Origin of the sequence: Sphingomonas crocodyli (genome assembly GCF_004005865.1) — a bacterium.
Lineage (GTDB): Bacteria > Pseudomonadota > Alphaproteobacteria > Sphingomonadales > Sphingomonadaceae > Rhizorhabdus > Rhizorhabdus crocodyli.
Map to the genome: position 1 here is coordinate 443,201 of NZ_SACN01000002.1, position 25,027 is coordinate 468,227.

General features: G+C 66.0%; 21 protein-coding genes. 13 read left to right on the forward strand and 8 right to left on the reverse strand.

Annotated features, from left to right (window positions below; genetic code table 11):
• Positions 1–83: 83 nt before the first annotated feature.
• On the reverse strand, positions 84–1,685 hold the full coding sequence (locus EOD43_RS16755) for an ATP-binding protein (RefSeq protein ID WP_127745175.1): 1,602 nt from the start codon (positions 1,683–1,685) through the stop codon (positions 84–86).
• 168 nt (positions 1,686–1,853) lie between these two features.
• Between EOD43_RS16755 and EOD43_RS16760 the strand changes: the two genes are divergently transcribed.
• The gene (locus tag EOD43_RS16760) at positions 1,854–2,843 is read left to right on the forward strand and encodes a bile acid:sodium symporter family protein (protein ID WP_127745176.1); all 990 of its coding nucleotides are present in this window, start codon (positions 1,854–1,856) and stop codon (positions 2,841–2,843) included.
• On the opposite strand, the gene EOD43_RS16765 is transcribed toward EOD43_RS16760, so the two are convergent.
• Entirely contained in the window at positions 2,837–3,739 is a 903-nt protein-coding gene (locus EOD43_RS16765; RefSeq protein WP_127745177.1) for a Coq4 family protein, read from the reverse strand. The genes EOD43_RS16760 and EOD43_RS16765 overlap by 7 nt on opposite strands.
• A 14-nt stretch (positions 3,740–3,753) precedes the next feature.
• Positions 3,754–5,493: an N-acyl-D-amino-acid deacylase family protein gene (locus EOD43_RS16770; protein ID WP_127745178.1), complete on the reverse strand. Its 1,740-nt coding sequence runs from the start codon at positions 5,491–5,493 to the stop codon at positions 3,754–3,756.
• A 219-nt stretch (positions 5,494–5,712) separates the two neighbouring features.
• On the opposite strand from EOD43_RS16770, the gene purL reads away from it, so the two are divergent.
• The 4 genes from purL (at position 5,713) to EOD43_RS16790 (ending at position 10,289) form a co-directional block, all read left to right on the forward strand.
• Entirely contained in the window at positions 5,713–7,905 is a 2,193-nt protein-coding gene (gene purL, locus EOD43_RS16775) for a phosphoribosylformylglycinamidine synthase subunit PurL (protein WP_127745179.1), read from the forward strand.
• Between the two features lie 202 nt (positions 7,906–8,107).
• Positions 8,108–9,139, forward strand: a complete 1,032-nt coding sequence (locus EOD43_RS16780; RefSeq protein WP_206363579.1) for a glycosyltransferase family 2 protein — start codon at positions 8,108–8,110, stop codon at positions 9,137–9,139.
• Between the two features lie 8 nt (positions 9,140–9,147).
• Positions 9,148–9,543: a GtrA family protein gene (locus tag EOD43_RS16785; RefSeq protein ID WP_127745181.1), complete on the forward strand. Its 396-nt coding sequence runs from the start codon at positions 9,148–9,150 to the stop codon at positions 9,541–9,543.
• A 95-nt stretch (positions 9,544–9,638) separates the two neighbouring features.
• Positions 9,639–10,289 carry a hypothetical protein gene (locus tag EOD43_RS16790; RefSeq protein WP_127745182.1) on the forward strand — a complete coding sequence of 217 codons (651 nt, stop codon included), beginning with the start codon at positions 9,639–9,641 and terminating at the stop codon, positions 10,287–10,289.
• Here EOD43_RS16790 and EOD43_RS16795 read toward each other — a convergent pair.
• Positions 10,286–12,946 (reverse strand): EAL domain-containing protein, encoded by a 2,661-nt coding sequence (locus EOD43_RS16795; RefSeq protein WP_127745183.1) that lies wholly within the window; start codon positions 12,944–12,946, stop codon positions 10,286–10,288. The two genes, EOD43_RS16790 and EOD43_RS16795, sit on opposite strands and share 4 nt — an antisense overlap.
• A gap of 37 nt (positions 12,947–12,983) precedes the next feature.
• Positions 12,984–13,862 carry a metallophosphoesterase family protein gene (locus tag EOD43_RS16800; protein ID WP_240653280.1) on the reverse strand — a complete coding sequence of 293 codons (879 nt, stop codon included), beginning with the start codon at positions 13,860–13,862 and terminating at the stop codon, positions 12,984–12,986.
• A gap of 356 nt (positions 13,863–14,218) precedes the next feature.
• Here EOD43_RS16800 and EOD43_RS16805 point away from each other — a divergent pair, with 356 nt between their 5' ends.
• The 5 genes from EOD43_RS16805 to EOD43_RS16825 all read left to right on the forward strand — a co-directional run bounded on the left by EOD43_RS16805 (position 14,219) and on the right by EOD43_RS16825 (position 19,872).
• Positions 14,219–15,214, forward strand: coding sequence for a KpsF/GutQ family sugar-phosphate isomerase (locus EOD43_RS16805; RefSeq protein WP_240653281.1), 996 nt, complete (start codon positions 14,219–14,221; stop codon positions 15,212–15,214).
• Positions 15,215–15,223: 9 nt separating this feature from the next.
• Positions 15,224–16,042, forward strand: a complete 819-nt coding sequence (locus tag EOD43_RS16810) for a 3-deoxy-manno-octulosonate cytidylyltransferase family protein (RefSeq protein WP_127745185.1) — start codon at positions 15,224–15,226, stop codon at positions 16,040–16,042.
• Positions 16,043–16,045: 3 nt separating this feature from the next.
• Positions 16,046–17,068 (forward strand): phytanoyl-CoA dioxygenase family protein, encoded by a 1,023-nt coding sequence (locus tag EOD43_RS16815; protein WP_127745186.1) that lies wholly within the window; start codon positions 16,046–16,048, stop codon positions 17,066–17,068.
• A 59-nt stretch (positions 17,069–17,127) separates the two neighbouring features.
• Positions 17,128–18,105 carry an adenosine kinase gene (locus EOD43_RS16820; RefSeq protein WP_240653282.1) on the forward strand — a complete coding sequence of 326 codons (978 nt, stop codon included), beginning with the start codon at positions 17,128–17,130 and terminating at the stop codon, positions 18,103–18,105.
• 948 nt (positions 18,106–19,053) lie between these two features.
• The gene (locus tag EOD43_RS16825; protein ID WP_127745188.1) at positions 19,054–19,872 is read left to right on the forward strand and encodes an SDR family NAD(P)-dependent oxidoreductase; all 819 of its coding nucleotides are present in this window, start codon (positions 19,054–19,056) and stop codon (positions 19,870–19,872) included.
• 128 nt (positions 19,873–20,000) lie between these two features.
• On the opposite strand, the gene EOD43_RS16830 is transcribed toward EOD43_RS16825, so the two are convergent.
• Entirely contained in the window at positions 20,001–20,972 is a 972-nt protein-coding gene (locus EOD43_RS16830) for an AraC family transcriptional regulator (RefSeq protein ID WP_127745189.1), read from the reverse strand.
• 17 nt (positions 20,973–20,989) lie between these two features.
• Complete coding sequence (locus tag EOD43_RS16835; RefSeq protein WP_127745190.1) at positions 20,990–21,796, reverse strand: hypothetical protein; 807 nt, start codon at positions 21,794–21,796, stop codon at positions 20,990–20,992.
• A gap of 136 nt (positions 21,797–21,932) precedes the next feature.
• Here EOD43_RS16835 and EOD43_RS16840 point away from each other — a divergent pair, with 136 nt between their 5' ends.
• From EOD43_RS16840 to EOD43_RS16850, 3 genes are all read left to right on the forward strand, one after another.
• A complete protein-coding gene (locus EOD43_RS16840; protein WP_127745191.1) occupies positions 21,933–22,799 on the forward strand; it encodes a hypothetical protein in 867 nt (288 codons plus the stop codon).
• Between the two features lie 71 nt (positions 22,800–22,870).
• A complete protein-coding gene (locus tag EOD43_RS16845) occupies positions 22,871–23,824 on the forward strand; it encodes an alpha/beta hydrolase (protein ID WP_127745192.1) in 954 nt (317 codons plus the stop codon).
• A 12-nt stretch (positions 23,825–23,836) separates the two neighbouring features.
• Entirely contained in the window at positions 23,837–24,643 is an 807-nt protein-coding gene (locus tag EOD43_RS16850) for a sugar phosphate isomerase/epimerase family protein (protein WP_127745193.1), read from the forward strand.
• Positions 24,644–24,790: 147 nt separating this feature from the next.
• Here the strand turns inward: EOD43_RS16850 and EOD43_RS16855 are convergent, their stop codons facing one another.
• Positions 24,791–24,973: a hypothetical protein gene (locus tag EOD43_RS16855; RefSeq protein ID WP_127745194.1), complete on the reverse strand. Its 183-nt coding sequence runs from the start codon at positions 24,971–24,973 to the stop codon at positions 24,791–24,793.
• Positions 24,974–25,027: the final 54 nt, after the last annotated feature.

Here is a 25,027-nt window from a genome sequence, read left to right on the forward strand (position 1 = left end):
GAGGCTGGCGACATCGCCCTTGATCAGCCCCCTCCGTCATGCCTTCGGCATGCCACCTCCCCGTACCGGGGAGGAATGGGGAGTTACCCCACCGCCTTCGCCAGCGCGCCGGCCAGGGTCGCCGGGCCGAAGGGCTTGCGCAGCACCACGGCATCCTCGCCCATCACCGCGTCGATCGCGTCGGATTGGGCGAAGCCGGTCGCGAAGACGATCCGCATGTCGGGCCGCGCCTTCAGGACCGCGCGGGCGACGTCGGCGCCGTTCATGCCGGGCATCGCGAAGTCGATCACCATCGCCTCGGGATCTTCGGCCTCCATCAGCGCCAGCGCCTCCTTGCCGTCGCCCGCCTGCACGACCGCGCAGCCGAATTCCTCCAGCATCGCGCCCAGCACGTCGCGCACCTCCTCCTCGTCATCGACGATCAGGACGCGCAGCCCGCCCAGCTGCTCCACGTCGCGTGGATCGGCGGCTTCGGTCTGATCGACCGGAAGCTCGTGCCCGCGCGCCGCGCGCAGATAGATGGTGGCGGTGGTGCCCTGGCCCAGTTCGGATCGGATCGTCGCGGTGCCGCCGCTCTGGCGTGCCATGCCGAACACCATGCTCAGCCCCAGCCCCGATCCCTTGCCCACCGGCTTGGTGGTGAAGAAGGGTTCGAACACGCGCGCCGCGGTTTCGGCCGACATGCCCGATCCGGTGTCGCTGACGTCGATCGCCAGATAATCGCCTTCCTCGACATCGTCGCGGCCCGACAGATATTCGCGGCGGATGCCGATCGACAGCCGCCCGCCGTCGGGCATCGCATCGCGTGCATTGATCGCCAGGTTCAGGATCGCGAGTTCCAGCTGGACGCGATCGCCGATCGCCACCGCGTCCTCCATCGGCACGTCGACGTCGATCGTGATCGACGGCCCGATCGTGCGGCCCAGCAGTTCGCGCGCCTCGCGCATCAGCGGGACGAGATCGAAATTCTTGAGTTCGAGACGTTGCAACCGCGAGAAGGCGAGCAACTGCCCGGTCAGCCTCTTGCCGCGCTCGACCGCGCTGAGCGCATTGGTCGACATGCGCGTCAGCGTCGGATCGGCCTTCACCTTGCGCGCGATCAGCTCGATATTGCCGGCGACGACCTGCAGCAGATTGTTGAAATCATGCGCGATGCCGCCGGTCAGCTGGCCCACCGCCTCCATCTTGCGCGACTGGAGCAAAGCGGCCTCGGCCTTCTCGCGCTCCTCGATCTCGGCATGGAGCGCTTCGAGCGCGGCGTCGCGTTCGCGAATCCGCGCGCTCAGCTGGGTGTTCGCCTCGGCCAGGCGCGAGGGGGAGGGGAGGGCGATCGCGCGGGGCAGGAGCGGCCACAGGATGATCGCGGTCGAAACCGATGCCAGCGCCGTCACCGCCTTCACGATCGCTTCGGCGGCATAATCGCCGTGCCACAGATTCCAGATGTTCATCACATGGGTCGCGCCGCACGCGGTGATGAACAAAGCGAACAGCCAGAATATGCCCCCGAACGCGATGTCGCGCCGCCGGCGGACGAAGGCGATCAGCGCGAGCGGGATCGAGAAATAGGCGCCGGCGATCAGCGCGTCGGAAATGGTGTGCGTCCACACCAGCCACGGCTGCCACAACAGGCAATAGCCATGCGGAGCATAGCTGCCGGCCAGCATCTCCCGAACCATGTCGAACATAAAACCGGCCCCCTCCCCACCGGAAACGCAAACGGTAGCGGCAAAGATCGCGCCGCTCAACGATCGTGGGAATACAGGGAAAGATGTTACAATGCGTAAACAGTGTTGTCAGTTTGTCCCGGGCGCCGGAGAGTTGACGTGCCGGCCCCGCTACCCGATGGCAGGCATATGCGCCTGATCCTGCGAGCCCTGAAGGGCATCGATCCGTTCCTGCTGATGCTGATCGCGACCGTGGCGGCCGCATCGCTGCTGCCCGCGCGCGGCATCGGCGTGCCGATCTTTCACTGGATCGCCAATGCCGCGATCATGTTGCTGTTCTTTCTCCACGGCGCGAAATTGTCGCGCGCGGCGATCGTCGCGGGGGCGGGCAACTGGCGGCTGCACCTGCTGGTGATGGCGTCGTCCTTCGTGCTGTTCCCGATCCTGGGCCTGGGCCTCTCGCTGCTCGCGCGGCCGATCGCGGCGCCGGAGATTTTGGCGGGGCTGCTGTTCCTGTCGCTGCTGCCGTCGACGGTGCAATCGTCGATCGCCTTCACCGCAATGGCCGGGGGCAATGTGCCGGCGGCGGTGTGCAGCGCGTCCTTGTCCAACCTGACCGGCATCGTCATCACGCCGCTGCTCGTCGCGCTGCTGATGAATGTCGGCGGGGCGGGGCACAGCGTGTCGATCGATGCGGTCGGCGATATCGTCGTGCAGCTGCTGCTGCCCTTCGTTGCGGGGCATTTGCTGCGTCCGTGGATCGGCGCGTGGGTCGATAGCCACAAGAAGCTGCTCCAGCCGGTCGATCGATCGTCGATCCTGCTGGTCGTCTATACCGCCTTTTCGGCCGCGGTGGTGCAGGGGATCTGGCAGAAGGTGTCGCCGCTCGATCTCGTCACGATCCTGGGCCTCAGCGCCGTCCTGCTCGCGCTCGTCATGGGCGCGAATGTCTTCATGGCGCGCCGTGCCGGCTTGCCGCGCGAGGATGCGATCGTGTTGCTGTTCTGCGGATCGAAGAAAAGCCTGGTGTCGGGCGTGCCGATGGCGGGCGCCCTGTTCGCGCCCGCCGTGGTCGGCGTTCTGATCCTGCCGCTGATGATCTTCCACCAGCTGCAATTGTTCGTCTGCGCGGTGATCGCCGGGCGATACCGCGCACAGCTGGAACGCGGCGGTCAGTAACCGCCCGCGCCGACCACTTCGTTCGAATAGGCCCAGCCTTCGCCGGGGCCGCGCTCGAAGCCGAGATCGGCGGCGATATCCTCGACCTGCCAGTCGAGATAATCCTCCCAGTCGACCAGCAGCAGCGGCTTCTTGATCGACTGCCCGGCCGCAATCCCCTGCCGCCACGCATCATAGCTTTCGGCCATCAATTCGGTGGTGTGCAGGTGCAGGCGGTAGAGGCTCGTGGTCGTCACGAACATCGTCGCCTCGTTGATGTACTTGGCGAGGGGCGCGCTGAAATAAGCCAGCGTGCAGACGTTGTTCATCACCGCCAGCGCCTGTTCGCCGAGTGCGGAGGGCCCGAAGCCCGTCACCATATGTTCGATGTCGTGGTGCGACACGCGGCGCTTGGCCATATATTCCAGGTCGTTGCGCGGCTCCATGCCGGCCTTCATGAAGTTGATCTCCATGCCCGACTGCTCGATCCAGTCGCGGATCATCGCGCCCAGCGTGCCGGGGCCATATTGGCGCATCTCGTCGGGGATGTAGCGGCTCAGCCTACGGCGCTTCAGCCACGCGTCGAACTCGGGCTTGGTCTTCCGCTCCTCCTGCACCAGCGCATAATATTCCTGGTCGTCGCGCTGGCTCGACAAAGCCTTGACCATGTTGGGGATCAGATAGGTCGCGGGCAGATCCGGCCCCGGCTTCCTGAGCGCGAACTGCGCATAGGTTTCGCGGTAGAAGGGGTCGTTCAGATATTTGGACGACGATATCAGCACGCTCGACGTGACCGGCTCGGCGCGGCCGCGCATATAGGCGGCCTCCTTGTCGCTCATCTGGTGGCGGGCATTGTTCTCGGCGACGGTCGCGGCCTCATCGGCCTCGTCGCGGCGAACGGAAACGGCTTCTTCCATGTGTCCGTCCTCCCTTATTCGGCGGCCTGGGCGAGCGGCTGCTCGACCATCGGCGAGACGACTTGCCCCGGGAATTGCCCGGTATAGCGGCCGTTGACGTAGGTGGGCGTGCCGTTGACCATCGTGAGACGCATCGGCGCATCCGACCTTGTGTAGCGCCACGTGCGCCCGCCCTTGCCGTCGGGCACGTCGAAGGTGCGCTCGATCGGCCGTTGCTCGATCTCGGCCAGATTGAACACCGCGATGTCCGCCGCCTTGCCGACCTTGATCTCGCCGCGATCGATCAGGCCGAACCAGTTGGCCAGCTTGCCGGTCAGATTGTGGACGACGAGTTCGAGCGGCGCATAATCATTGTCGCGCGACAGGATCGTCATCAGCGCGACATTGTTGCCGATGCCGCACAGCATCTGCCCGTGCGCGCCCGCATCGGTCACGTTGGTGATCGCCTGCGGATCGGCCATCAATTCGGCGACCTCCTCCCACGTCCGCATCGGCGGCAGCTTGGTCATCACCACCGAACCGAAGCCGTTGACGATCAGCCATTCGGCCAGCGCGTCGCTGTGGTGGACGCCCAGATCCTCGGCATATTGGCCCAGGCTGATGCCGACCGGGCCGATCCCCGTCTCGCTTTCCTGCAAGGTCTGATCATGCGGGCGGCTCATCGGCGTGCCGGGATAGACATTGTCCCAGCTTTCGCGTGCCCGCGCGCGCCATTCGGGGCTTTCGAGCAGCGCCAGCTTCTCCTCGTCGGTCTTCGCCTCGATGATCTCGTGCCAGACGAGGATGCCCGCCTGCCCGAAGATCAGCGACGAATAGAAGGTGAGCGTGCTGGCGAGCGGCGACGTCGCGAAGGTCGGCACCCAGTTGCGCCCCTCCGCCTTGTAGCGTTCGTGCATGTCGTAAAGTTCAAGCAGGTGGGGCTTGCCCTTCTTGGGCGGCAGGTTGAGCCACTGCAGCTTGATCTCGCGGTCGCCGATGATCCGCTCCAGCCGCTTCATATCTTCATTGCCGGTATAGCGGATGAAGTTGCCCAGAATGACCTGCATCGTCTTGCCCGGATATCGCGCGAGCACGTCGACCAGCGCCGACCATTCCTCGTCGCTCGCGGTGATGCTGGGGATGGCGCGGCCCTTCTGGTCCCAATCGAGCATGTTGCTCGACAGGCCCAGCGCGCCCGCATCGAGCGCGTCTTCCAGAAGCGCGCACATCTTGGCGATCTCGTCCTTGGTCGACGGGCGATCCCACGCCTCCTTGCCGACCACGGCGAGGCGCAGCGCGATATGGCCGCAGAACGACCCGAAGTTCACCGGCAGCGAGAGGTGCTTCTCGATCGATGCGCGATATTCGCTCCACGTCCGCCAGTCCCACGGCAGCACGTTCAGGAACGGCTCGATCGGGATGTCTTCGAAGAAGGAGAAGATCTTGACCATCTCCAGCCGATCCTCGGCATTGTCCGAACAGGGGGCGGCCGCGAATCCGCAATTGCCGTTGATCGATGTGGTGACGCCGTAGGCTGCCATCGGCTCCAGCATCGGCATCCACCACATCGGCGCATCGAAATGGTTGTGCGTCTCGATGAAGCCGGGGGTCACATGGCAACCCGCCGCATCGATCACGCGCTCGCGCGGGCGCTGTTCCAGCCCCTTGCCGATCTGCGCGATCATGCCGTCGACCACGCGGACATCGGCTTCGTAAGCGGGTACGCCGGTGCCATCGACGATGGTGCCGCCACGGATCAGATAACCATATTTCATCGAGCTCTCCTCTCGGCCCTATCGGCGTCGCGCGCCTCTGGCGGGCCGCGTTGGGACGGAGGCTAAGCTGCGAATCGGGCCGCGCACAATCGGCCCATCCCCAAGGCCCTTCTGATGACCCCGATCGGGCGCGCTTCACGGCACCGGAAACGCACCGGCAATCGATCGCGGCACAATCAGGCATTCCCACCCCGCCCGCGTTTCGCTATCGGCGCGCGCATGACCCAGAACGCTGCTGCCATCACGCCCGAAATCGTCGCCGAACATGGCCTGTCGCCGGAGGAGTATGATCGCCTGCTCCACGCGCTCGGCCGCGAGCCGAACATGGTCGAGCTCGGCATCTTCTCGGTCATGTGGTCGGAGCATTGCAGCTACAAATCGAGCCGCATCCACCTGAAGAAGCTGCCGACCACCGGCCCGCAGGTGATCTGCGGCCCCGGCGAGAATGCCGGCGTCATCGACATCGGCGACGGCCAGGCCGCCATCTTCAAGATGGAGAGTCACAACCACCCGTCCTACATCGAACCCTATCAGGGCGCGGCGACCGGCGTGGGCGGCATCCTGCGCGACGTCTTCACGATGGGCGCGCGTCCGGTGGCGAACATGAACGCGCTGCGCTTCGGCCGGCCCGATCATCCCAAGATGCGGCACCTGATCGCGGGCGTGGTCCACGGCATCGGCGGCTATGGCAATTGCGTCGGCGTGCCGACCGTGGGTGGCGAGGTGAACTTCCACCCGGCCTATGACGGCAATATCCTGGTCAACGCGATGACCGTGGGCATCGCCGATCAGGACAAGATCTTCTATTCGGCCGCCTCGGGCGTCGGCAATCCGATCGTCTATGTGGGATCCAAGACCGGGCGTGACGGCATCCACGGCGCGACGATGGCTTCGGCCGACTTCGGCGAGGATTCGGACGCCAAGCGCCCGACCGTGCAGGTCGGCGATCCCTTCACCGAAAAGCTGCTGATCGAGGCGTGCCTCGAACTCATGGCCTCCGACGCGATCGTCGCGATTCAGGATATGGGCGCCGCCGGCCTCACCTCCTCCTCGGTCGAAATGGCCAGCAAGGGCGGCGTCGGCATCGAGCTGGACATGAACAAGGTTCCGCAGCGCGAAACCGGCATGACCCCATATGAGATGATGCTGAGCGAGAGCCAGGAGCGGATGCTCATGGTCCTCAAGCCCGGCCGCGAGGATTTCGCCGAAGCGATCTTCCGCAAATGGGAACTCGATTTCGCCGTCATCGGCCACGTCACCGAGACGGGCCGCATGGTCCTGAAGTTCAACGGCGAGACGGTGTGCGACATTCCGCTCGGTCCGCTGGCCGACGAAGCCCCGCTCTACGATCGCCCCTGGGTGCCGACGCCCAAGCGCGAGCCGCTGGGCGCGATCGCGCCGAAGGGCGAGATCGGCGAAAATCTGCTGACCCTGATGGGTTCGCCCGACATCGCCTCGCGCCGCTGGATCTGGGAGCAGTATGACCACATGGTCGGCGCAGACACCGTCCAGCGCCCCGGCGGCGACGCCGCCGTCGTGCGCGTCCACGATACGGACAAGGCGCTGGCGATCAGCACCGATTGCACCCCGCGCTATTGCTTCGCCGATCCGGTCGAGGGCGGGCGTCAGGCGGTCGCCGAGGCATGGCGCAACCTGACCGCGGTGGGCGCGACCCCGCTCGCCGTCACAAACTGCCTCAACTTCGCCAATCCGCAGCGCCCCGAAATCATGGGCCAGATCGTCGGGTGCCTGGAGGGCATGTCGGAAGCGTGCATCGCGCTCGACTTCCCGATCGTGTCGGGCAACGTCAGCCTATACAATGAGAGCAAGGCGACCGGCGGCGGCTCTGCCATCCTGCCGACCCCGGCGATCGGCGGCGTCGGCCTGCTGCAGGACTGGTCGAAGTCCGCGACGATCGCCTTCAAGGCGGAGGGCGAGCATATCGTCCTGATCGGCACCGAGGCGGGCGACCGTGACGGTCATCTCGGCCAGTCGCTTTGGCTGCGTTACATCTACGATCGCGAAGACGGCCCGCCGCCGCCGGTCGATCTGGCTGCCGAGCGCCGCAACGGCGATTTCGTGCGCGACCTGATCCTGTCGGGCACCGTCACCGCCTGCCACGACATCTCCGACGGCGGCATGATCGTCGCGGTCACCGAAATGGCGCTGGCCGGCGGCATCGGCGCGAAGCTGGGCGAAATGAGCCACACGCGCGCCTTCGGTGAAGATCAGGGCCGCTACATCGTCACCACCGCGAACAGCGACGCCGTGATGGCCGCCGCGCTCACCGCCGGCATCCCCGCGCACCGTCTGGGCACCACCGGCGGCACCGAGGTCGCGGGCGTGCCGCTGGCCGACCTGCGCAGCGCCCACGAGGAATTCTTCCCCGCGCTGATGGGCGCTGCTGTCTGATTCATCCTCCCCCGCCAGGGGGAGGTGTCAGCGCAGCTGACGGAGGGGGAGGACGGCGACCAACTCGTTTGAGTCGTGTCCTCCCCCTCCGTCGCCTTCGGCGCCACCTCCCCCTGGCGGGGGAGGATAGTTTGCATAACCCAACCTTGCCCCGCCATCGTTAGCGTGGTTTGGTGCCGTCCGGTTGGGCGCGGAGGGCCGGGTGACTTATCTATCGATCGTGGTGCCCTGCTATAATGAGGAGCTGTGCCTCGATACGCTCCACCGCCGCGTCACCGATGCTGCGAAGGCCGTTACCGACGATTACGAACTGATCCTGGTCAATGACGGATCGAAGGACCGCACCTGGCCGATCATTGCCGATCTGGCGGCGCAGGACGATCGCGTCGTGGGGGTCGATCTGTCGCGCAATCATGGGCATCAACTCGCGCTGACCGCGGGCCTCTCGCTCGCGCGGGGCGACTATATCCTGATCATCGACGCCGATCTGCAGGACCCGCCCGAGGCGCTGCGGCCGATGCTCGACATGATGCGCGATGAGCAGGCCGACGTCGTCTATGGCCAGCGCCTGACCCGCGCGGGCGAGACGTTCGGCAAGCAGATCACCGCCAAATTGTTCTACCGGATGCTCAAGCGGCTGTCGGACGTCGACCTTCCGCTCGACACCGGCGATTTCCGCCTGATGAGCAGGCGGGCGCTCGCCGCCCTGATGGCGATGCCCGAACAGAGCCGCTTCATCCGCGGCATGGTCGCGTGGATCGGGTTCAAGCAGGTCGCCTATCGCTATCATCGCGACGCGCGGCTGGCGGGCGAGACGCATTATCCGCTCAAGAAGATGATCAAGCTGACGATCGACGCCACCACCGGCTTCTCGATCCTGCCGCTGCGCATGGCGAGCTATCTGGGGCTGATCCTCGCGGCGGTCGGTATGCTGCTGCTCGGCTATACCCTGTTCCGCTGGGCGAACGGGCAGGTCGTACCCGGCTGGGCGTCGCTGATGGTGATCGTGGTGCTGCTCGGCTCCGGCCAGATGCTGATCGCGGGAATGCTCGGCGAATATCTCGGTCGGCTCTACATGCAGTCGAAGGGGCGACCCCTGTTCCTGATCCGCGAGGTGAAGACCCAGCATGAGATCGGGCAGGTCGGCGTGCCCGGCATGGGCTTCATCGATCGGCCGAGCGTCCACACGCCCGCGACCGACATATCGCTGGGCCGCCCGCCCGAAAGCGTCTGAGAGCGCCCATGATCGCGCGCCTCGGCCGATCGCAGGCGGTCCGTTACCTGACGGTCAGCGTGCTGAACAACGGCACCGATTATGCGATCTTCGGCCTGCTCTATGGGCTGATCGGCGTGCCGATTCAGATCGCGAATGCCGCCGGCTATTTGGTGGGGACGACGATCTCCTACCTGCTCAACAAGACGTGGACCTTCGGGCAGCGGCTCGACGACGGGCGGCATGTGCGGCAGATCGCGGCCTTCGTGATCGCCAACATCCTTGGCATCGGCGTGTCGACCGCTTTGATCTCGCTCTATTCGCTGCTGCTCAATCCGTGGATCGCCAAGGTGCTGACCACGCTGTCGCTGGCGGTCTATTTCTTCATCGTCTCGAAATTCGTGGTGTTTCGCGAGGCGCGGTGATCGCTGTCACGATCCCTTCATCGCTCTGACTCACCCGGTTCGCGCAACGCCTGTAGAGGGCGATCATCCGACGACGCTTTTGGGGAGCGCCTGCCGTGATGATGCCACCTGCGATCCTGATCGACTGCGCGACGTGCGCCTTGCCCGTCGCGACCCTGCAAGCCACTTATGGCGCGACGCCCGAGGAGCCTCTGGCGCTGCCGATTGCGGAGGGCGAACGGCCTTTCACGATCGCGATCGACAAGGTGAAGGGGCGCAAGCTGGGCGGGCGGCAGGCCGGCGAGAAGAAGCAGGCGAACCTGTCGCGATCCTCGGTGATGATCGGTTATGGCGTGGACGCGAGCGAGAGCGGACGGCTATGGCTGTCCGCCGGGATGATCGGCGAAAGTCGCCGCCGCGCGGTGCCGATGGCGGGCGGGCGCAAGCTGGTAAGCGGCACGGCGAGCATCGGCGCGGGCTGGGTGCAGGACGATCGCTGGCAGCTGAGTGCGCATTATCAGCTGAATTTCGATGACAGCAAATGGGCCGGGATGCAGCGCGGGATCGAGCTGGCGAGCGGCGGCCGCCCGAGTGGTCGCAACATGATCGCCGCGATCGCCTACAGCCCCGATTTCGGGCAGGCTCATGCGATGCGGATCGGGATCGAGGCGCGCCACGGCCGCATGACCGCCGACGACGCGCAGGCAATGGCCGCCACCCGCCGCGACCGCCAGACGATCGCGCTCACTTTGGCGACGGGGTTTTAAGCCGCGCTTGCCTTCGTCATGCGGCCCGAGGCGAGCTGTTCGAGTTCGATCGGTTCGTCGAACATCATGCCGAAGCGGTCTTCGCCCGACCAGCGGACCGTGCCGCCGACGCGGCCGCCGTCGCCGAACTCGAGCACCACCTGCGTTTCGGCGGGCAGGGGCGTCATGCATTCGATCATCGCGCCGGTGCGTGAGAGGTTGCGCACGCGGCCCTGCATGTTGCCCAGGTTCGATCGCACCATCGCCGACCGCAGCACCGCGACGCGCGGATCGCGGCTGACGAGCAGGCCGGGCATCGCGAACTTGCCGTGCTGCGCGACGCGGGCGCGCGCCTCGTCCGACGACATCGGCTTGCCGAAGATGTAGCCCTGAATGTGGCTGCAACCGAGCGAGCGGATCAGCGCCAGTTCCTCGGGCGTCTCCGCGCCTTCGGCCGTTGTCTCCATGCCGAGGCTTTCGGCCAGCGTCACGATCGCACGGACGATCGCCGCATTGCGGCTTCCGGGCACGGCGGCGCCGCGCACAAAACTCTGGTCGACCTTGATCTTGTCGAACGGCGCCTTCTTCAGATAGCCGAGCGACGAATAGCCGGTGCCGAAATCGTCGAGCGCGAAGCGGACGCCGATCGCCTTCAGCCGCGCGAACATCGCGTCGGTATCCTCGCCTTCGCCCAGGAACACGCCCTCGGTGATCTCCAGCTCCAGCCGGTGCGGCGGCAGCTGCGCGGCGGCGAGCGCGGACAGGACGATGCCGGGAAGGGCCGGCGACGCGAACTGGATCGGCGAGATGTTCACCGCGACGCGCACATTGTCGGGCCACTTGGCGGCTTCGAGGCAGGCGGTGCGGAGAACCCATTCGCCGATCTGCGGGATCAGGCCGATTTCCTCCGCCACCGGGATGAACGATGCGGGGGAGACGAGGCCGCGGGTCGGGTGGTTCCAGCGCGCAAGCGCCTCGAACCCCACGATCGCTTCGGTCACGGCGTCGACGACCGGCTGATAGACCAGGCTGAGCCCATTTTCGCTCATCACCTTGCGCAGGTCCATTTCCAGCAGGCGCTTGTCCTTGGCCGACGCGTGCATCTCCGGTTCGTAGAAGCGGTGGACGCCCTTGCCGTCGGCCTTGGCGGCGTAGAGCGCGAGATCGGCGTTGCGGATCAGCGCGTCGGCGGCCGCGCCGTCATCGGGCGCGATCGCGATGCCGACCGAGGCGCCGATCGACACGACCGATCCTTCGATACGGTAGGGCTTGGACAGTTCGGCGATGATCGCATCGGCCAGATTTGCGAGGTGGATGCGTTCGGCAATGCCGGGCAGCACGACCTGGAATTCGTCGCCGCCCAGACGGCCGACCTGGCCGTCGGTGTGGACGATGCGCGTCAGCCGTTCGGCGACCTGACCCAGCAGCACGTCGCCGACCGGGTGGCCGAGCGTGTCGTTGACCGACTTGAAGCGATCGAGATCGAGCAACAGCAGCGCCGCGCGCTTGGGCTTGCCGGCGACGTCGCGCAAAGATTCGTCGAGCGTGCGGCGCATCATGATGCGGTTGGGCAGGCCGGTGAGCGGATCGTAGCTGGCGAGGCGCTTCACCTCGGCCTCCGACTTGCGCATCTCGGTCAGGTCGGTGCCCGAACCGCGGAAGCCCAGGAAGTTGCCGCCTTCGTCGAAGGCCGGGCGACCGGAGAGCGACCACCAGCGCGCATCGCCGATGCCGGCGGCGCGCACCGCGATTTCGGTAAAGGCCAGGCGGGTCGACAGGTGGAAGCCCAGGGTGCGCTCGCCCTGCCCGGTGAAGGTCGATTCCTCGCGCTCGTGCTGAACGAGTTCGGTGAAGGGGGTGCCCAGCAGCTGTTCGACCGAGCGGCCGAGCGCCGCCGCGAGCTGCGGCGAGATATAGGTCAGATAGCCGCGCGCATCGGTTTCCCAGAACCAGCCGCGATGCGTTTCCTCGAACTCGCGCAGCAGCACACCGGCCTTCAGCGCGGCCGAGGATTTGTCGAGCCAGCGGTGCGAGGCGACATAGGATCGTTCGGAAATGCCGCCCAGCGCGACGATGATCAGCCCCGCCATCGGCAGGGTGATGACGAAAGCGGTGAGGCTGCCGAACATCCACACGGCCATGCCGGTGAGCGGCAGCCACAAAGCGAGCGCGGCGATTGGCACGGGCACGAACGTCATCGTCGCGAGGATCAGCAGGCCGCAATGCGCGATCGCGGCGATCGGCCAGAGCGGGGAGGCCATGTCGTCGTGGAAACCGAACATCCAGCACGCCCAGCCGAGCCCGTGGACCAGCGCGACCCCGGCGATCACGCCGTGCATGTCTTCGGCGCGGATCCGCCGTTGCAGCCCGCGCGCGATGATCAGGCAGACGAAACCGCCCGCCAGCAGCATCGCGACCAGCGGACCGGCGATCATCGCGATCCCGGCGGCATCGAAATTGTCCGCGCGCACCAGCGCCAGCGCGCCCGCGACAGTCAGTTCGGCAAGGAGCACCAGCGGCAGCGCATCGGCCGTCATCCGCACGCGATTCGACACGGACGAACGATCATGCGTGGTGCCGGCGGGCATCAGGCCGCGCAGGAAACGCAGGCCGCGAACGCCCCTGTCGCCCGTCTGGCCTTCCATTGAATTGGCTGGGCGGCCACGAACACGCCGCATGCAAGCATCCTTATCCCGACACCGAGTCGGGACCGGCTTAACCCACGGTGCTTAATTTCGTTTGAACTTCGCCTTCGACGACGCTCGCCTTGATCAGCCAGCGGCTGTCGCCTTCGAGGCCGAGCGCGGTCAGCGTGCCCGAACGATAGGCGCCGGTATCGATGCCGATGCGGTTCGCCTGCATATCGGGCGTGGTGCTGATCGTATGGCCGTGGACGACATAGGCGCCCAGATCGCCCTTGTGATCGAGGAAGTCGCGGCGGATCCAGTGCATGTCGACCTGGTCCTGCGCGTCGATCGGGATGCCGGGGCGAATGCCCGCATGGACGAACAGATAGTCGCCGAAGCGCACCGTATCGGCGAGGCCCTTCAGATAATCCTTGTGCCGCGCCGGGACATATTGGGCGAGTATGTCCGCACCCGGAAGCTCCTCACCCCCTAGCAGGGCGACCGGGACGCCATAGCTCGCCAGCGTCTCGTAGCCGCCGAACTTGAGCCAGAGATTGCCCGTCTGATCATCGGCGGGATCGAGCGCGCGCAGCATCGATTCCTCGTGATTGCCCATCAGGATGTGGAAGGTCGCGAAGCTGGGCAGTGCGCTGATGATGAATTCGACCGTTTCGGCCGAATAAGGGCCGCGATCGACCAGATCGCCCAGCAGCACGACATGGGCGTCGGCGGGCTGGCGCGCGCCATTGTCCGCCTTGATATGCGCGAGGAGGGGCAGCAGCAGATCGAGCCGCCCGTGAATGTCGCCGATCGCATAGACGCGCGTGCCTTCGGGAACGCGCGGCTGATCGTTGGCGACGCGCTGCGGCTCGGCCTTGCGCGCGGTGAGGCTGTTCATGCGGTTCAGCCAGGCGCGATCGCCGATCCGGCCTACGCCACCGCCATCACCATGCCCGCCTGCGTCCAAAATCCGGCTTCCTTCGCGCGTCCGTCGTTCCGGTTCGCACTATATGGCGATGCCCGCGCGCAACGCAAATGGGGGCGGCCGACGCATCGTCGTTTCGGTTCGTCCCGTTGCGGCTTTTTTGTTCGTCCGGCGTTCAGCTTCCAAGGCCGAACCGAAACGGCAACGTTATAGCTGTGTCGAAGGACACAGGGCCGAAAGGCTTAACCACCTAACCGAGTGTGGAAAGTGGGTAACGGTGTAGCGGATAAAGAATTTCGCACCGCAACATCGCTATTGCACCTTTTGCATTCGGGTATATGGGGAGTGAAGCAGTGGCGAGCCAATATCGCGAAAAGAAAACACTGAAGGGGCCAGGTGTGAATAGTAATCAACTGCTTGAGCTGGCTCATATTTCAGACAGCGACATTCTCTCCCGCGGCCGCGAGGTTATCGAGATCGAGGCAAGCGCGCTGGAATCCCTGTCCGCCGCACTGGATTACCATTTCGTTGCCGCAACGAAACTCCTCGCCTCGACCACCGGCCGCGTCGTGATCACCGGCATGGGCAAATCGGGCCATGTCGGCCGCAAGATCACCGCGACGATGTGCGCCACCGGCACCGCCGCCGTCTTCGTCCACCCGGCCGAAGCCGCGCATGGCGACCTGGGCATGATCAAGCGCGGCGATACCGTGATGATGCTGTCCAATTCGGGGCTGACCACCGAATTGCGGGCCGTGATGCAGCATTGCCGCGCGATCGGCGTCCGCATCATCGGCGTGTCGGCGCGTGAAGATTCGCCCGTCATGCAGCATGCCGACGTGCCGCTGGCGATCCCGCAGGTCCGCGAAGCGTGCCCCGCCAATATCGCGCCGACATCGTCGACCGCCGTGATGCTCGCGCTGGGCGACGCGCTGGCGATGGCGCTGATGGACGTGCGCGGGATCAGCAAGGACAGCCTGAAGGAACTGCATCCGGGCGGATCGATCGGGCTGCGCCTGATGCCGGTCAGCCAGATGATGCACATCGGCAAGCGCATCCCGCTGGTCCACACCGACACGCCGATGCGCGACGTGATCATGACGATGACGTCGATGGGCTTCGGCGTCGCGGGCGTGCTGGACGCGGACGAAAAGCTGATCGGCGTGATCACCGATGGCGATCTTCGCCGGCATATCGGCGACCTGCTCGATCGCACCGCCGTCGACGTGATGACGCATCATCCCAAGACCGTCCCGGCGACGATCCTGGCCGAAGACGCGCTGATGATCATGAACGATGCCAAGATCACCACGGTGTTCGTGATGGCCGAGGGCGAAGAAAAGCCGGTCGGCATCGTCCACATGCACGACTTCGTTCGCTACGGCCTGAGCTGAGGCTTTCCCATGTCCGGTGCGGCGCCAACCGACACCATCATCATCATCCCTGCGCGCTACCAGTCGAGCCGCTATCCGGCGAAGCCGCTGGCGATGCTGCGGGGGGCGACCGGGGAAGCCAAGCCGCTGATCCGGCGCAGCTGGGAATGCGCGGCGGGGATCGTCGATCCGGCCGCCGTGTGGGTCGCGACCGACGACGATCGCATTGCTCAGGCCGTGGCCGGCTTTGGCGGGCAGGTGGTGATGACGTCGGCCGATTGCCGTAACGGCACCGAACGCTGCGCCGATGCGATCGACCGGCTGGGGATCGAACCCTCGGTGGTCGTCAACCTGCAGGGCGATGCGCCCCTGACCCCCGCTTATGTCGTGACCGGGCTGGTCGATGCGCTGAAGGCGCGCCCCGATGTCGCGATGACGACGCCGGCGGTCCGCTGCGCCCAGAGCACCTACGCCCATCTGGTCGAGGATCAGGCGCAGGGCCGCGTCGGCGGGACGACGGTGGTGTTCGGGGCGGACCAGCGCGCGCTCTATTTTTCGAAGCGGGTGATCCCGCATCTGCCGCCCGAGGCGGCGGCGCGCGATTTTCCGCCGGTCCACCTGCATCTGGGCGTCTATGCCTATCGCCCCGACGCCTTGCGCCGCTATAAGACGCTCGATGTATCGCAGCTCGAAGACCTCGAAGGGCTGGAGCAATTGCGCTTCCTGGACGGCGGTGTGCCCGTGGGCGTCGTCCCGTTCGATCCGATCGGCTGGGATGCGATCGAACTCAACAATCCTACCGATGTCGCGCCGATCGAAGCGGTGCTGGCGGCGCGCGGGATCGCCTGACCGATGACGTCGATGATGCGATCCCTGCTCGCGCCGTGGTGGGCCGCCGAACTGCTGACCGGCGCCAAATCGTTCCTCGACAACCCGATCATCGGATCGCAGCGGCTGAACGCGCGCGGGCTGCACGGCTGGCGGGTCGCGACCGCGCATGCAATGGCCGCGCGGCGGCGCGCGAAACTGGCCAAGGCGCTATCGCCCGAGGATCTGGCGAGTTTTACGGAGAACGGCTTCGTCGCGGTCCAGAACTTCCTGCCGCCCGAGACCTTCGCGCAGCTGCGCGACCAGATTCTCGCCTTCGAAGGCCCGGCGCGCGAGATGATCCAGGGGCATACGATCACGCGCCGCTACGCGATCGATCCGGAGGCGATCCGCGCGATCCCGGCGGTGACGGCCTTCGCCGATCATCCGCGCTTCCAGGCGCTGGCGCGGTACGGCGCGAGCTTCGACGTGAAGCCGCTGCTCTACATCCAGTCGATCCTGACGCATCGGTTCGATGCGCCGCCCGATCCGCAGATCAACCTGCATGCCGATACCTTCCACCCGACGATGAAGGCGTGGTTCTTCCTGCAGGACGTAGGCGAGGATGACGGCCCCTTCACCTATGTGCCCGGATCGCATCGGCTGACCCCGGCGCGGCTCGAATGGGAGAAGAAGCGCAGCCTTTCGGTGCGCGACGAGGGCGATCGGCTGTCGGCGCGCGGATCGTTCCGGATCGAGCGGCAGCATCTGGCCGAACTGGGCCTGCCGCAGCCGATGACGCTGGCGGTGCCCGCGAACACGTTGGTCGTCGCCGACACCTTCGGTTTCCACGCGCGCGGCGAAACGCGCGAGCCGTCGACCCGGATCGAGCTGTGGGCCTATAATCGCCGCAACCCGTTCACCCCCTATGCCGGCTTCGATCCCGGCAGCATCAAGGGGTTGGCCGAACGCCGCATCGGCGCGCGCTGGATGACGCATGACATCCTCAAGCGCCTGATCGGCCAGTCGTGGCGCAAGGTGGGCCGCAAACGGCCCGGCGACGAATAAGCCTTCCCACGCCCGATATACGCCCCTAGGCCGGGCGCAATCATCTGATGGAGCTGTCCTTGACCACCACCCGCTACGACGTTCTCGGTATCGGCAATGCGATCGTCGACGTGATCGCGCATGCCGACGAAGCCTTTCTCGAAGCCCACAACATGCCCAAGGCGGCGATGACGCTGATCGACGAGGATCGGGCCGAGGCGATCTATCAGGCGATGGGCGCGGGCGTGCAGGTGTCGGGCGGTTCGGCCGGCAACACGATTGCGGGCGTCGCATCGCTGGGCGGCACCGCGGCCTATATCGGCAAGGTGAAGCAGGACGTGCTGGGCGACGTCTATCGCCACGACATGCGCGGCATCGGCGTGGCGTTCGACACGCCGGCGGCGACCGATGGCCCGGCGACCGCACGCTGCCTGATCCTCGTCACATCCGACGCGCAGCGCACGATGAACACCTATCTGGGCGCGTGCGTGAACCTGGGTCCGGACGATATCGACGAGGCGCTGATCGCCGAAGCGTCGATCGTCTATCTGGAAGGCTATCTGTTCGACAAGGATCTGGCCAAGGCCGCGTTCCGCAAGGCGGCGGCAGCCGCGCACAAGGCGAGCCGCAAGGTTTCGCTGACGCTGTCCGACAGCTTCTGCGTCGATCGCCACCGCGACGATTTCCTCGCGCTGATCGACACCGACATCGACATCCTGTTCGCCAATGATGACGAGATCCGCTCGCTCTACCAGACCGACGATATCGAAGCGGCGGCGGCGAAGGTCGCCAAGTCGGTCGATATCGCCGCGATCACTTTGGGCGCCGAAGGCTGCCTGATCGTCGGCAATGGTGAGACGATCCGCGTGCCCGCCGCCAAGGCGAACCAGGTGATCGATACGACGGGTGCTGGCGATCTGTTCGCCGCCGGCTTCCTCTTCGGCGTCGCGCGCGGGCTGCCGCTCGCCGAATGCGGCCGTCTGGCGGGGATCGCGGCGGCCGAGGTCATCTCCCACTTCGGCCCGCGCCCGGAAACGCCGCTGCGCGAACTGATCTGATCGGTCGGACCGATCGAGAGCGAAAGGGCCGGGCGGAAACGTCCGGCCTTTTTGGTTTGGGAGGGCGTCGCAATCCTCCCCGGTACGGGGAGGGGGACCGCGAAGCGGTGGAGGGGGTTGGCCACAGGCGATGCGTCTGGCCTCCCGCCCCCTCCGTCAGCTGCGCTGACACCTCCCCGTCCCGGGGAGGATCTTTGGTGGGCGGATTCGTGGCGTAAAGTCAGGACAGGTGAAGGTCGGCGCGTCCTGCCAAAAGGGCACCCGGACGTTGGGTAACGTTGGTCAGTGGTGCGGGCATGGCTGGGGCCGACCGAACCGACATGCTTTGCCTGCTGTCACCAGGCCAGGGGATGCGGTCCTGCGATTGGCTGCTGCCGCTCCTCGATAGAGCGGCCCCGGCGATTGGGGGCGAAGCGCGGTCTGTCCGGTCGGGGCTACCCGGGATGCGGGACTCTGACTTCCCGCAGTGGATCGGCCCTGTCTTTCCTTCGAAACCGCAAGTCGCCTCCGCCTGCCGGCGGGTTCGTCCAGCACATGCCGGCGAGAAGCGATGCGCATCCGCTTCTGAAACCGGATGACTTCGCGCCGACCTGTCACGGCCCGGATGCGGAGCGAGCTCTGCTCCGGGCCGGTCCTGCATCCCCACGCTGATCGGGCGAGAGGATGGTGGAGCGACTAACCCAAATGGTTCGTTTTGTCAAGTCCAAAGATCCTCCCCGAGACGGGGAGGTGGCGCCGAAGGCGACGGAGGGGGCAAGAGGCAAGGCGCTGCGCCCGGTCTCCTGCCCCCTCCACCATGCTCCGCATGGTCCCCCTCCCCGTGCCGGGGAGGACTGGGTGTATCGCCATTGCAATATCGGTTTTGGTTCAGCGATATTTGCGGTTTCCTCGGCGCGCGGGGTGCCTAGAGTGAAGGCACGATTCGAAACGAAGCGGAGAGGGAACATCATGAAGGATCAGCTCGGGCTTGCGGGCAAGACGGTGCTCGTGCTCGGTGGCGGGCAGGGCAATGGCGAGGCGACGTGCATCCGCTTCGCCGATGCGGGCGCCAATGTCGCGATCGTCGACCTCGATATCGGGCTGGCCGAAAAGGTGGCGGCGGACGTGCGGTCGCGCGGGGTGAAGGCCGTCGCGCTGACCGGCGACGTGCGCCAGCCGGCCGAATGTGCGCGGCTGATGGAGGAGACGGCGCGGCATCTGTCGGTGCCCGATTGCCTGATCACGATCATCGGCCAGGCGACGATGAAGCCGATCCTCGATCTGACGCAGGAGGATATCGAGCGCGATCTGGACATCAACCTGCGCTTCTTCGTCTATGCGTCGCAGGCGTTCGCCCGTGCGTTGATCGCGGCGGGCAAGGGCGGGACGATCGCTGGCCTATCCTCGGTCGACGGCATCTTCGGATCGCCCGTCCACGCGGCCTACGGTTTCGCCAAGGCGGGGCTGATCAGCTACATCAAGTCGGCGGCGACCGAATGGGCCGATCATGGCATCCGCGTGAACTGCGTCGCGCCGGGCGCGATCGTGACGCCGCGCGTGCCGGATTCGGAGGCGCGCCAGCAGGTGATGCACAATTCGATGATCCCGCTGCGCCGATCGGGCCAGCCCAGTGAGATTGCCGGCGCGCTGCTGTTCCTGTCGTCGGACCTGTCGAGCTATGTCACCGGGCAGACCTTGCCGGTCGATGGCGGCTGGACCGCGGGCAATTACTTCAATGCCCAGCGCAGCACGCAGGGCATGGTCATGGATAACGGCAAGAAGTTCTAGGATTTCCGCCGATTTACTGATGATGACGCATCTGTCTCAAATATGAGACAGATGCGTTGTTGATCGCGCTTTCCGCTCGATTATAGATCGATTGCAGGGGGAGGGCAGGCGCACGCGGCCGCGTGGCGTCATTCCAGTTCCGATATCCACAGGTCGAGGCGGGGGTTTGATCGCCCCTCGCCTTGATGGGCGACGACCGCGCGGCGAAAGGCCGCGGGCCGCGTCCCATAGGCCTGTTCGAATTGCCGGGCGAATTGTCGTTCGCTCGCATAGCCCGCTTCGGCCGCGATCGTGCCAAGCGGGCGATCGTCCTCAGGGTTGGAGAGGGCGTTGCGTATGCGTTCTAACCGTCGGTTCCGAATATAGGCCATTAGCCCGCCGCTGGCCTGGAACAGACGGTAGAGGGTGGCGCGGGACAGCCCAGTCTGTTCCGCGAGTAGCGTTGCGTCCAAACGGGCATTGCCCAGCCCGGCGTCGATCAACCGCTTCGTGCGATCGAGCGCGCCGGCATCGCGATAGCCGATCGCTTCGTCCGGGCGCGCGGGCGGGCCGACCGCGACGGTGACGAGCGGGACGATCGCCTGCGCGAGCGCGTTCGCCGCCGTCTCCGGAATCAGCGGCGCGTGGCGGCACAGGGCCTGCAGATAATGCGAGAGCGGCAGCACCGATCCGCCGTCGACGATGCGGCCGTGCAGATTGCCGACCGCGCCCGCCGCCGCGATGGCCAGATCGCGCGCGAGGCTGATCGTGATCACATGCGCATCTTCTGCGCGGGTGCGCATCGGCCGCTGGAGATCGAGGAGGAGGAGCGCGCCTTCGGGCACGTCGCGAAAGCCGTCGCCTGTGTCGATGCGATAGATGCCCGACACGAGCAGGTGGAGCATCAGATGATCGAGGCCGTCGGCAATCTCGGCCTCGCCCCGCGCATGGACGATATCGTGCGCGCGCCGTTCGTGCAGGACGATGCGATCGAGCCGCCAGCGCGTGACGCGCATCGCGAAAGCGGGGCCGGCTTCCTCGATCCGCGAGGGCGGACCGTTGAAACGCGCGTAAAGATCGACACGGTCGAGCGGATCATGCTCGGCGCTGTCGAAGCGCATCGTGTCGATCGGGCGGGCTATCGGGTGACGCCCGGAACCGTCGCGGCGACGACCTCGCTGCCCGCACGGGAGATCGACCAGAGGGTGCGCTTCGCGCCGCCCTTTTCCCACGCAATCGCCTGTCCGTTGGTGACGAGACCGATCGTGGCGACGTGGATCAGGGTGGATCCGGCTTCGGGCAGGCGCACGGCATAAAGCTCCGGCCGGTCATGGCCGGTGACGTAGAGCAGGCCATCCTCCCCCCACGCGCCGCCCGACGTGCTGTAGGGGGCGAAGCGATCGAGGACCGCCGGGGGGAACAGCCAGGCGCCCTGTTCGGTGAAATCGGGCGTGTAGCGAACCAGCGTGGTCAATTTGTGATCGCGCGCCGGCTCACCACCCTTATTGTCGTAATTGGCGAAGGCGGCCCACCAGCTGCCGTCATGCCAATCGAGCCAGGTGAGCGATCCGCGCTGCGGCCCCAGGCTGCGCGTCTTCACATGCGCCATCTTGCGCGTGTCGAACCATTCGATCGAGCTGGCCTGCGGCACCTGCGGATAGTTGGAGGCGGCGCAGATCAGCATCGCACGATCGAGGATGCAGCTGTTCATGTGGACGAACAGCTTGGGATCGCCCTGCCACCGCGCGACGCGCTGCCCCGTCTTGCGGTCATATTTGCCGATTTCGGCGTTGGAGATGGCGTAGATGTAGCGCTTGTCCGCAACGACGCCCTGATGCGCCTCCTCCGCCTTCATGCGGAACGTCTCGGTAACCGCCGGGGGCGTGTCGGCCGCGATGGCGGGGGTGGCGGAGAGGAGGGCGAAGGCGAGGGCGATGATGCGCATCGGCCCCGACTATATGGCTCATGTTGCAGCCCGGCTACCGCCCTTTCGGAAAAGCGGGATCGGAGCCGCAATTTTGCGCCTTGCGACGTTAGGCTTTCCGCACGGAGGTTCGGCAAAAGAACCCAGGGAGTGAGGGATGCTGAAGGATATTCGCGAACTGAAGGGCGATCCGGCCGCTTATGCCGCCGAACTGCAGCGGCGGTGGACCGGCCTGCTCAGCTATCGCTACATCGGCCGCAGCCATTTTTCGATGAATGAGGGGCCGGAGGATAACACCGTCACCCTGCGCCGCGACATGCGCAATGCGGCGGGCGGGCTGATGGTCGCGCCGATCTCCATCACCGCGCCCGAAGGCGGGGTTATGACCGATCTGACCACCGTGCCGAACCCGGTGATCCACAGCTGCCAGATCCTCGATCCCGCGCCCGACGTGAAGCGGATCGAAATCATCCAGACCGAGGATCTGAAGACCGGATCGCGCATGTGCTACAGCCGGTCGAAGATCGTCGACGCCGACGATCACCGCCGCGTCATCGCCTTCGTCGAAGGGCAGGGGGCGATCATCGGCATCCCGCCCGAGGGGCTGGAGAAGATCCCCGAGGACAAGCTCGACATCGTCGACGGCCCCGATCTGCCGCCGCTCTGGCAGGCGTTCGGCGCGGAGCGGCGTGATGACGGGCGCTGGATGCTGCCCGCGCTGGCCTCCGAACTCGCATCGCCCGACGGCGCGCTCCACATCGGGCCGCAGCATGTGGTGCTGGAGACGGCGGCGATCGAACTGGCGGCGGAACTGGCGGGCACAAACCTGCTCCAGATGGAATCGTGGCACGTCATGTTCCTGGCGCGCGGCAAGGTGGGGCCGTTTCGCGTCGAGGGCGAGGCGGTGCGCGGCACGGCGGGCAAGATCGGCGTGCGGCTGACATTGGTGGACGAGGGCGCGGGCGATGCGCGGCTGACCTCGGCATCGGCGGTGATGCGCGTGGTAGGGGCCTATCGCGGCTGAACGGACTTGCGCCCTCCCGTGGGTTTCTGCGACCAACGGCGAATAGAGTTAACTCAAAAGGAGAGATTCGCGTGAGCGATTTTCGTGGCAGCCATCTCGTCGATCCGCAGCTTGTGCCGCTGCTCGGCATCCTTCCCAAGGAATTCACCGCCGACAATCTGGATGCGCTGCGCCAGCCCTTCCCGGCGATGCCGTTGCCCGAGGAACTGCTCGCCGCGACCACGCTGGAGGAACGGACCATCCCCGGCCTCGATGGCGAGCCCGACGTCCGCCTCGTCCTGATCCGCCCGAAGACCCTGCCCGCCAATGCGCCGGCGGTGCTCAACTTCCACGGCGGCGGCTACCTGATCGGTCGCGCGGAAATGAGCGAGGCGTCGCAGCGCCCGATCGCGCAGAAGCTCGACTGCCTGATCGTCAATGTCGACTATCGGCTCGCGCCCGAAAATCCCTATCCCGCGCAGATCAACGACGGTTATGCCGCGCTCAAATGGCTGTTCGAAAATGCCGCCGATCTGGGTGTCGATGCGACCCGGATCGGCGTGATGGGCGACAGCGCGGGCGGCGGCCTGGCCGCCGCAATGGCGCTGCTGGCGCGCGACAAGGGCGAGTATAAGCTGGCCTTCCAGTACCTCGTCTATCCGATGCTGGACGATCGCACCTGCACGAGCAGCGACCCGCATCCTTATGCGGGCGAGGTCGGCTGGAACAACAACTCCAACCGCTTCGGTTGGTCGGCGCTGCTGGGGCATGAGCCGGGCAAGGACGGCGTGTCGCCTTATGCCGCGCCGGCGCGCGCGGAGGATCTGAGCGGCCTGCCGCCAACCTTCATCATGACGGCGGCGCTCGACCTCTTCGTCGAGGAGAATTTCGAATATGCGCGCCGCCTGCTCCGTGCCGGCGTGCCGACCGATTTCCACTGCTATCCGGGCGCGATCCACGGCTTCTATTCGATCCCCGGATCGGTGGTGTCGGGACGTGCGGTGGCGGAGGGCCACGGGGCGCTCGCGCGCTTCTTCGGCGCCTGATCGGGGATTCTGATGAGCATCCATCCGCGCATATCCTTCAACCCGATATCGACGTGGAACTGGACGCTCGATCAGGACATCGCCTTCTGCAAATCGCGCGGCATCGACGTCATCAACGCGACCTTCCTGAAGTTTCAGGATGACGTCGATGCCGGCATTGCGGACATCCTCGCGGCGGGCCTCAAAAGCTGCTCGCTCGCGGGCGGGGGGACCGAAAGCTTCATCGAAAGCGAGGATGTGACGTTGGCGGGGCTGAGGCCCTATATCGATGCGGCGCATGCCCTGGGCGCGCCCTCGATCTACGTCGTCAGCGGGCCGACCCCGGCGCGCATGCCGACCGACGATGCCTGCGCCGCCTTCGCGAAGTGCATCGGCAAGGCGAACGTCTATGCGGCTGAGCGCGGCGTGCGTATCGCGATCGAGAATAACAGCATCACGACGCGCGATACCGGCTTCCTCCACACGCTCGCCTCGGCGGCGGACGTGGCGCGCGCGGCCGATGTCGGCATCTGCCTCGAACTGCAGAATTGCTGGTACGAGCCGGGCCTGCCCGCGCTGTTCCGCGACCATGTCGACCTGTTCACCTGCGTGCAGGTGAGCGACTTCGTGGTCGGCGAACCCACCAAGTTTAACCGCCGCGTGCCGGGCGACGGATCGATCCCGCTCGAATGGATCATCGGCCACCTGCTCGACGCGGGCTATGCCGGCTATTTCGACGTCGAGCTGCTGGGCCCGGCGATCGAGGCGGAGGGCTATGAGTCGGCTGTGGATCGCTCGATCGAATGGCTGACCGAGCGTTTTGTGAAGTGGGGCGTTTAGATTTCGTGGGCCGCGATTTCCAAGTCAGCAGGTGAGTCCACCTACTCTCCTCACTCCGTTCGTCCCGAGCGTAGTCGAGGGATGTCGGCTTGACGGAACGTGTCTCGACTTCGCTCGACACGAGCGGGGTGGGGAGAAAGGCGCTCTTTAGCGCAGCTTCGCGATGTTGAGGCCGTCGGCCTTGGCGCGATCCTTGGTCGATTCCTCGGACCGCTTGAGCGCCTTGGCGATCGCCTTCAACGCCATGCCCTTCTTGGCGAGGGTGTGGAGCTTCTGAATCTCGTCAGCGGTCCAGGGCTGGCGGTGGCGTTCGAAACGATCGGCGGACATGCGCCCTCGTCGCGCAGCAGGCGCCGGGGGTCAAGCTTGTCGATACACCGCGCC

What these genes read in the sequence shown, in the direction of transcription:
- EOD43_RS16755 (WP_127745175.1), bottom strand. Translation starts at nt 1,685, where the DNA reads ATGTTCGACATGGTTCGGGAGATGCTGGCCGGCAGCTATGCTCCGCAT.
- EOD43_RS16760 (WP_127745176.1), top strand. Translation starts at nt 1,854, where the DNA reads ATGCGCCTGATCCTGCGAGCCCTGAAGGGCATCGATCCGTTCCTGCTG.
- EOD43_RS16765 (WP_127745177.1), bottom strand. Translation starts at nt 3,739, where the DNA reads ATGGAAGAAGCCGTTTCCGTTCGCCGCGACGAGGCCGATGAGGCCGCG.
- EOD43_RS16770 (WP_127745178.1), bottom strand. Translation starts at nt 5,493, where the DNA reads ATGAAATATGGTTATCTGATCCGTGGCGGCACCATCGTCGATGGCACC.
- purL (WP_127745179.1), top strand. Translation starts at nt 5,713, where the DNA reads ATGACCCAGAACGCTGCTGCCATCACGCCCGAAATCGTCGCCGAACAT.
- EOD43_RS16785 (WP_127745181.1), top strand. Translation starts at nt 9,148, where the DNA reads ATGATCGCGCGCCTCGGCCGATCGCAGGCGGTCCGTTACCTGACGGTC.
- EOD43_RS16795 (WP_127745183.1), bottom strand. Translation starts at nt 12,946, where the DNA reads ATGCGGCGTGTTCGTGGCCGCCCAGCCAATTCAATGGAAGGCCAGACG.
- EOD43_RS16810 (WP_127745185.1), top strand. Translation starts at nt 15,224, where the DNA reads ATGTCCGGTGCGGCGCCAACCGACACCATCATCATCATCCCTGCGCGC.
- EOD43_RS16815 (WP_127745186.1), top strand. Translation starts at nt 16,046, where the DNA reads ATGACGTCGATGATGCGATCCCTGCTCGCGCCGTGGTGGGCCGCCGAA.
- EOD43_RS16825 (WP_127745188.1), top strand. Translation starts at nt 19,054, where the DNA reads ATGAAGGATCAGCTCGGGCTTGCGGGCAAGACGGTGCTCGTGCTCGGT.
- EOD43_RS16830 (WP_127745189.1), bottom strand. Translation starts at nt 20,972, where the DNA reads ATGCGCTTCGACAGCGCCGAGCATGATCCGCTCGACCGTGTCGATCTT.
- EOD43_RS16835 (WP_127745190.1), bottom strand. Translation starts at nt 21,796, where the DNA reads ATGCGCATCATCGCCCTCGCCTTCGCCCTCCTCTCCGCCACCCCCGCC.
- EOD43_RS16840 (WP_127745191.1), top strand. Translation starts at nt 21,933, where the DNA reads ATGCTGAAGGATATTCGCGAACTGAAGGGCGATCCGGCCGCTTATGCC.
- EOD43_RS16850 (WP_127745193.1), top strand. Translation starts at nt 23,837, where the DNA reads ATGAGCATCCATCCGCGCATATCCTTCAACCCGATATCGACGTGGAAC.
- EOD43_RS16855 (WP_127745194.1), bottom strand. Translation starts at nt 24,973, where the DNA reads ATGTCCGCCGATCGTTTCGAACGCCACCGCCAGCCCTGGACCGCTGAC.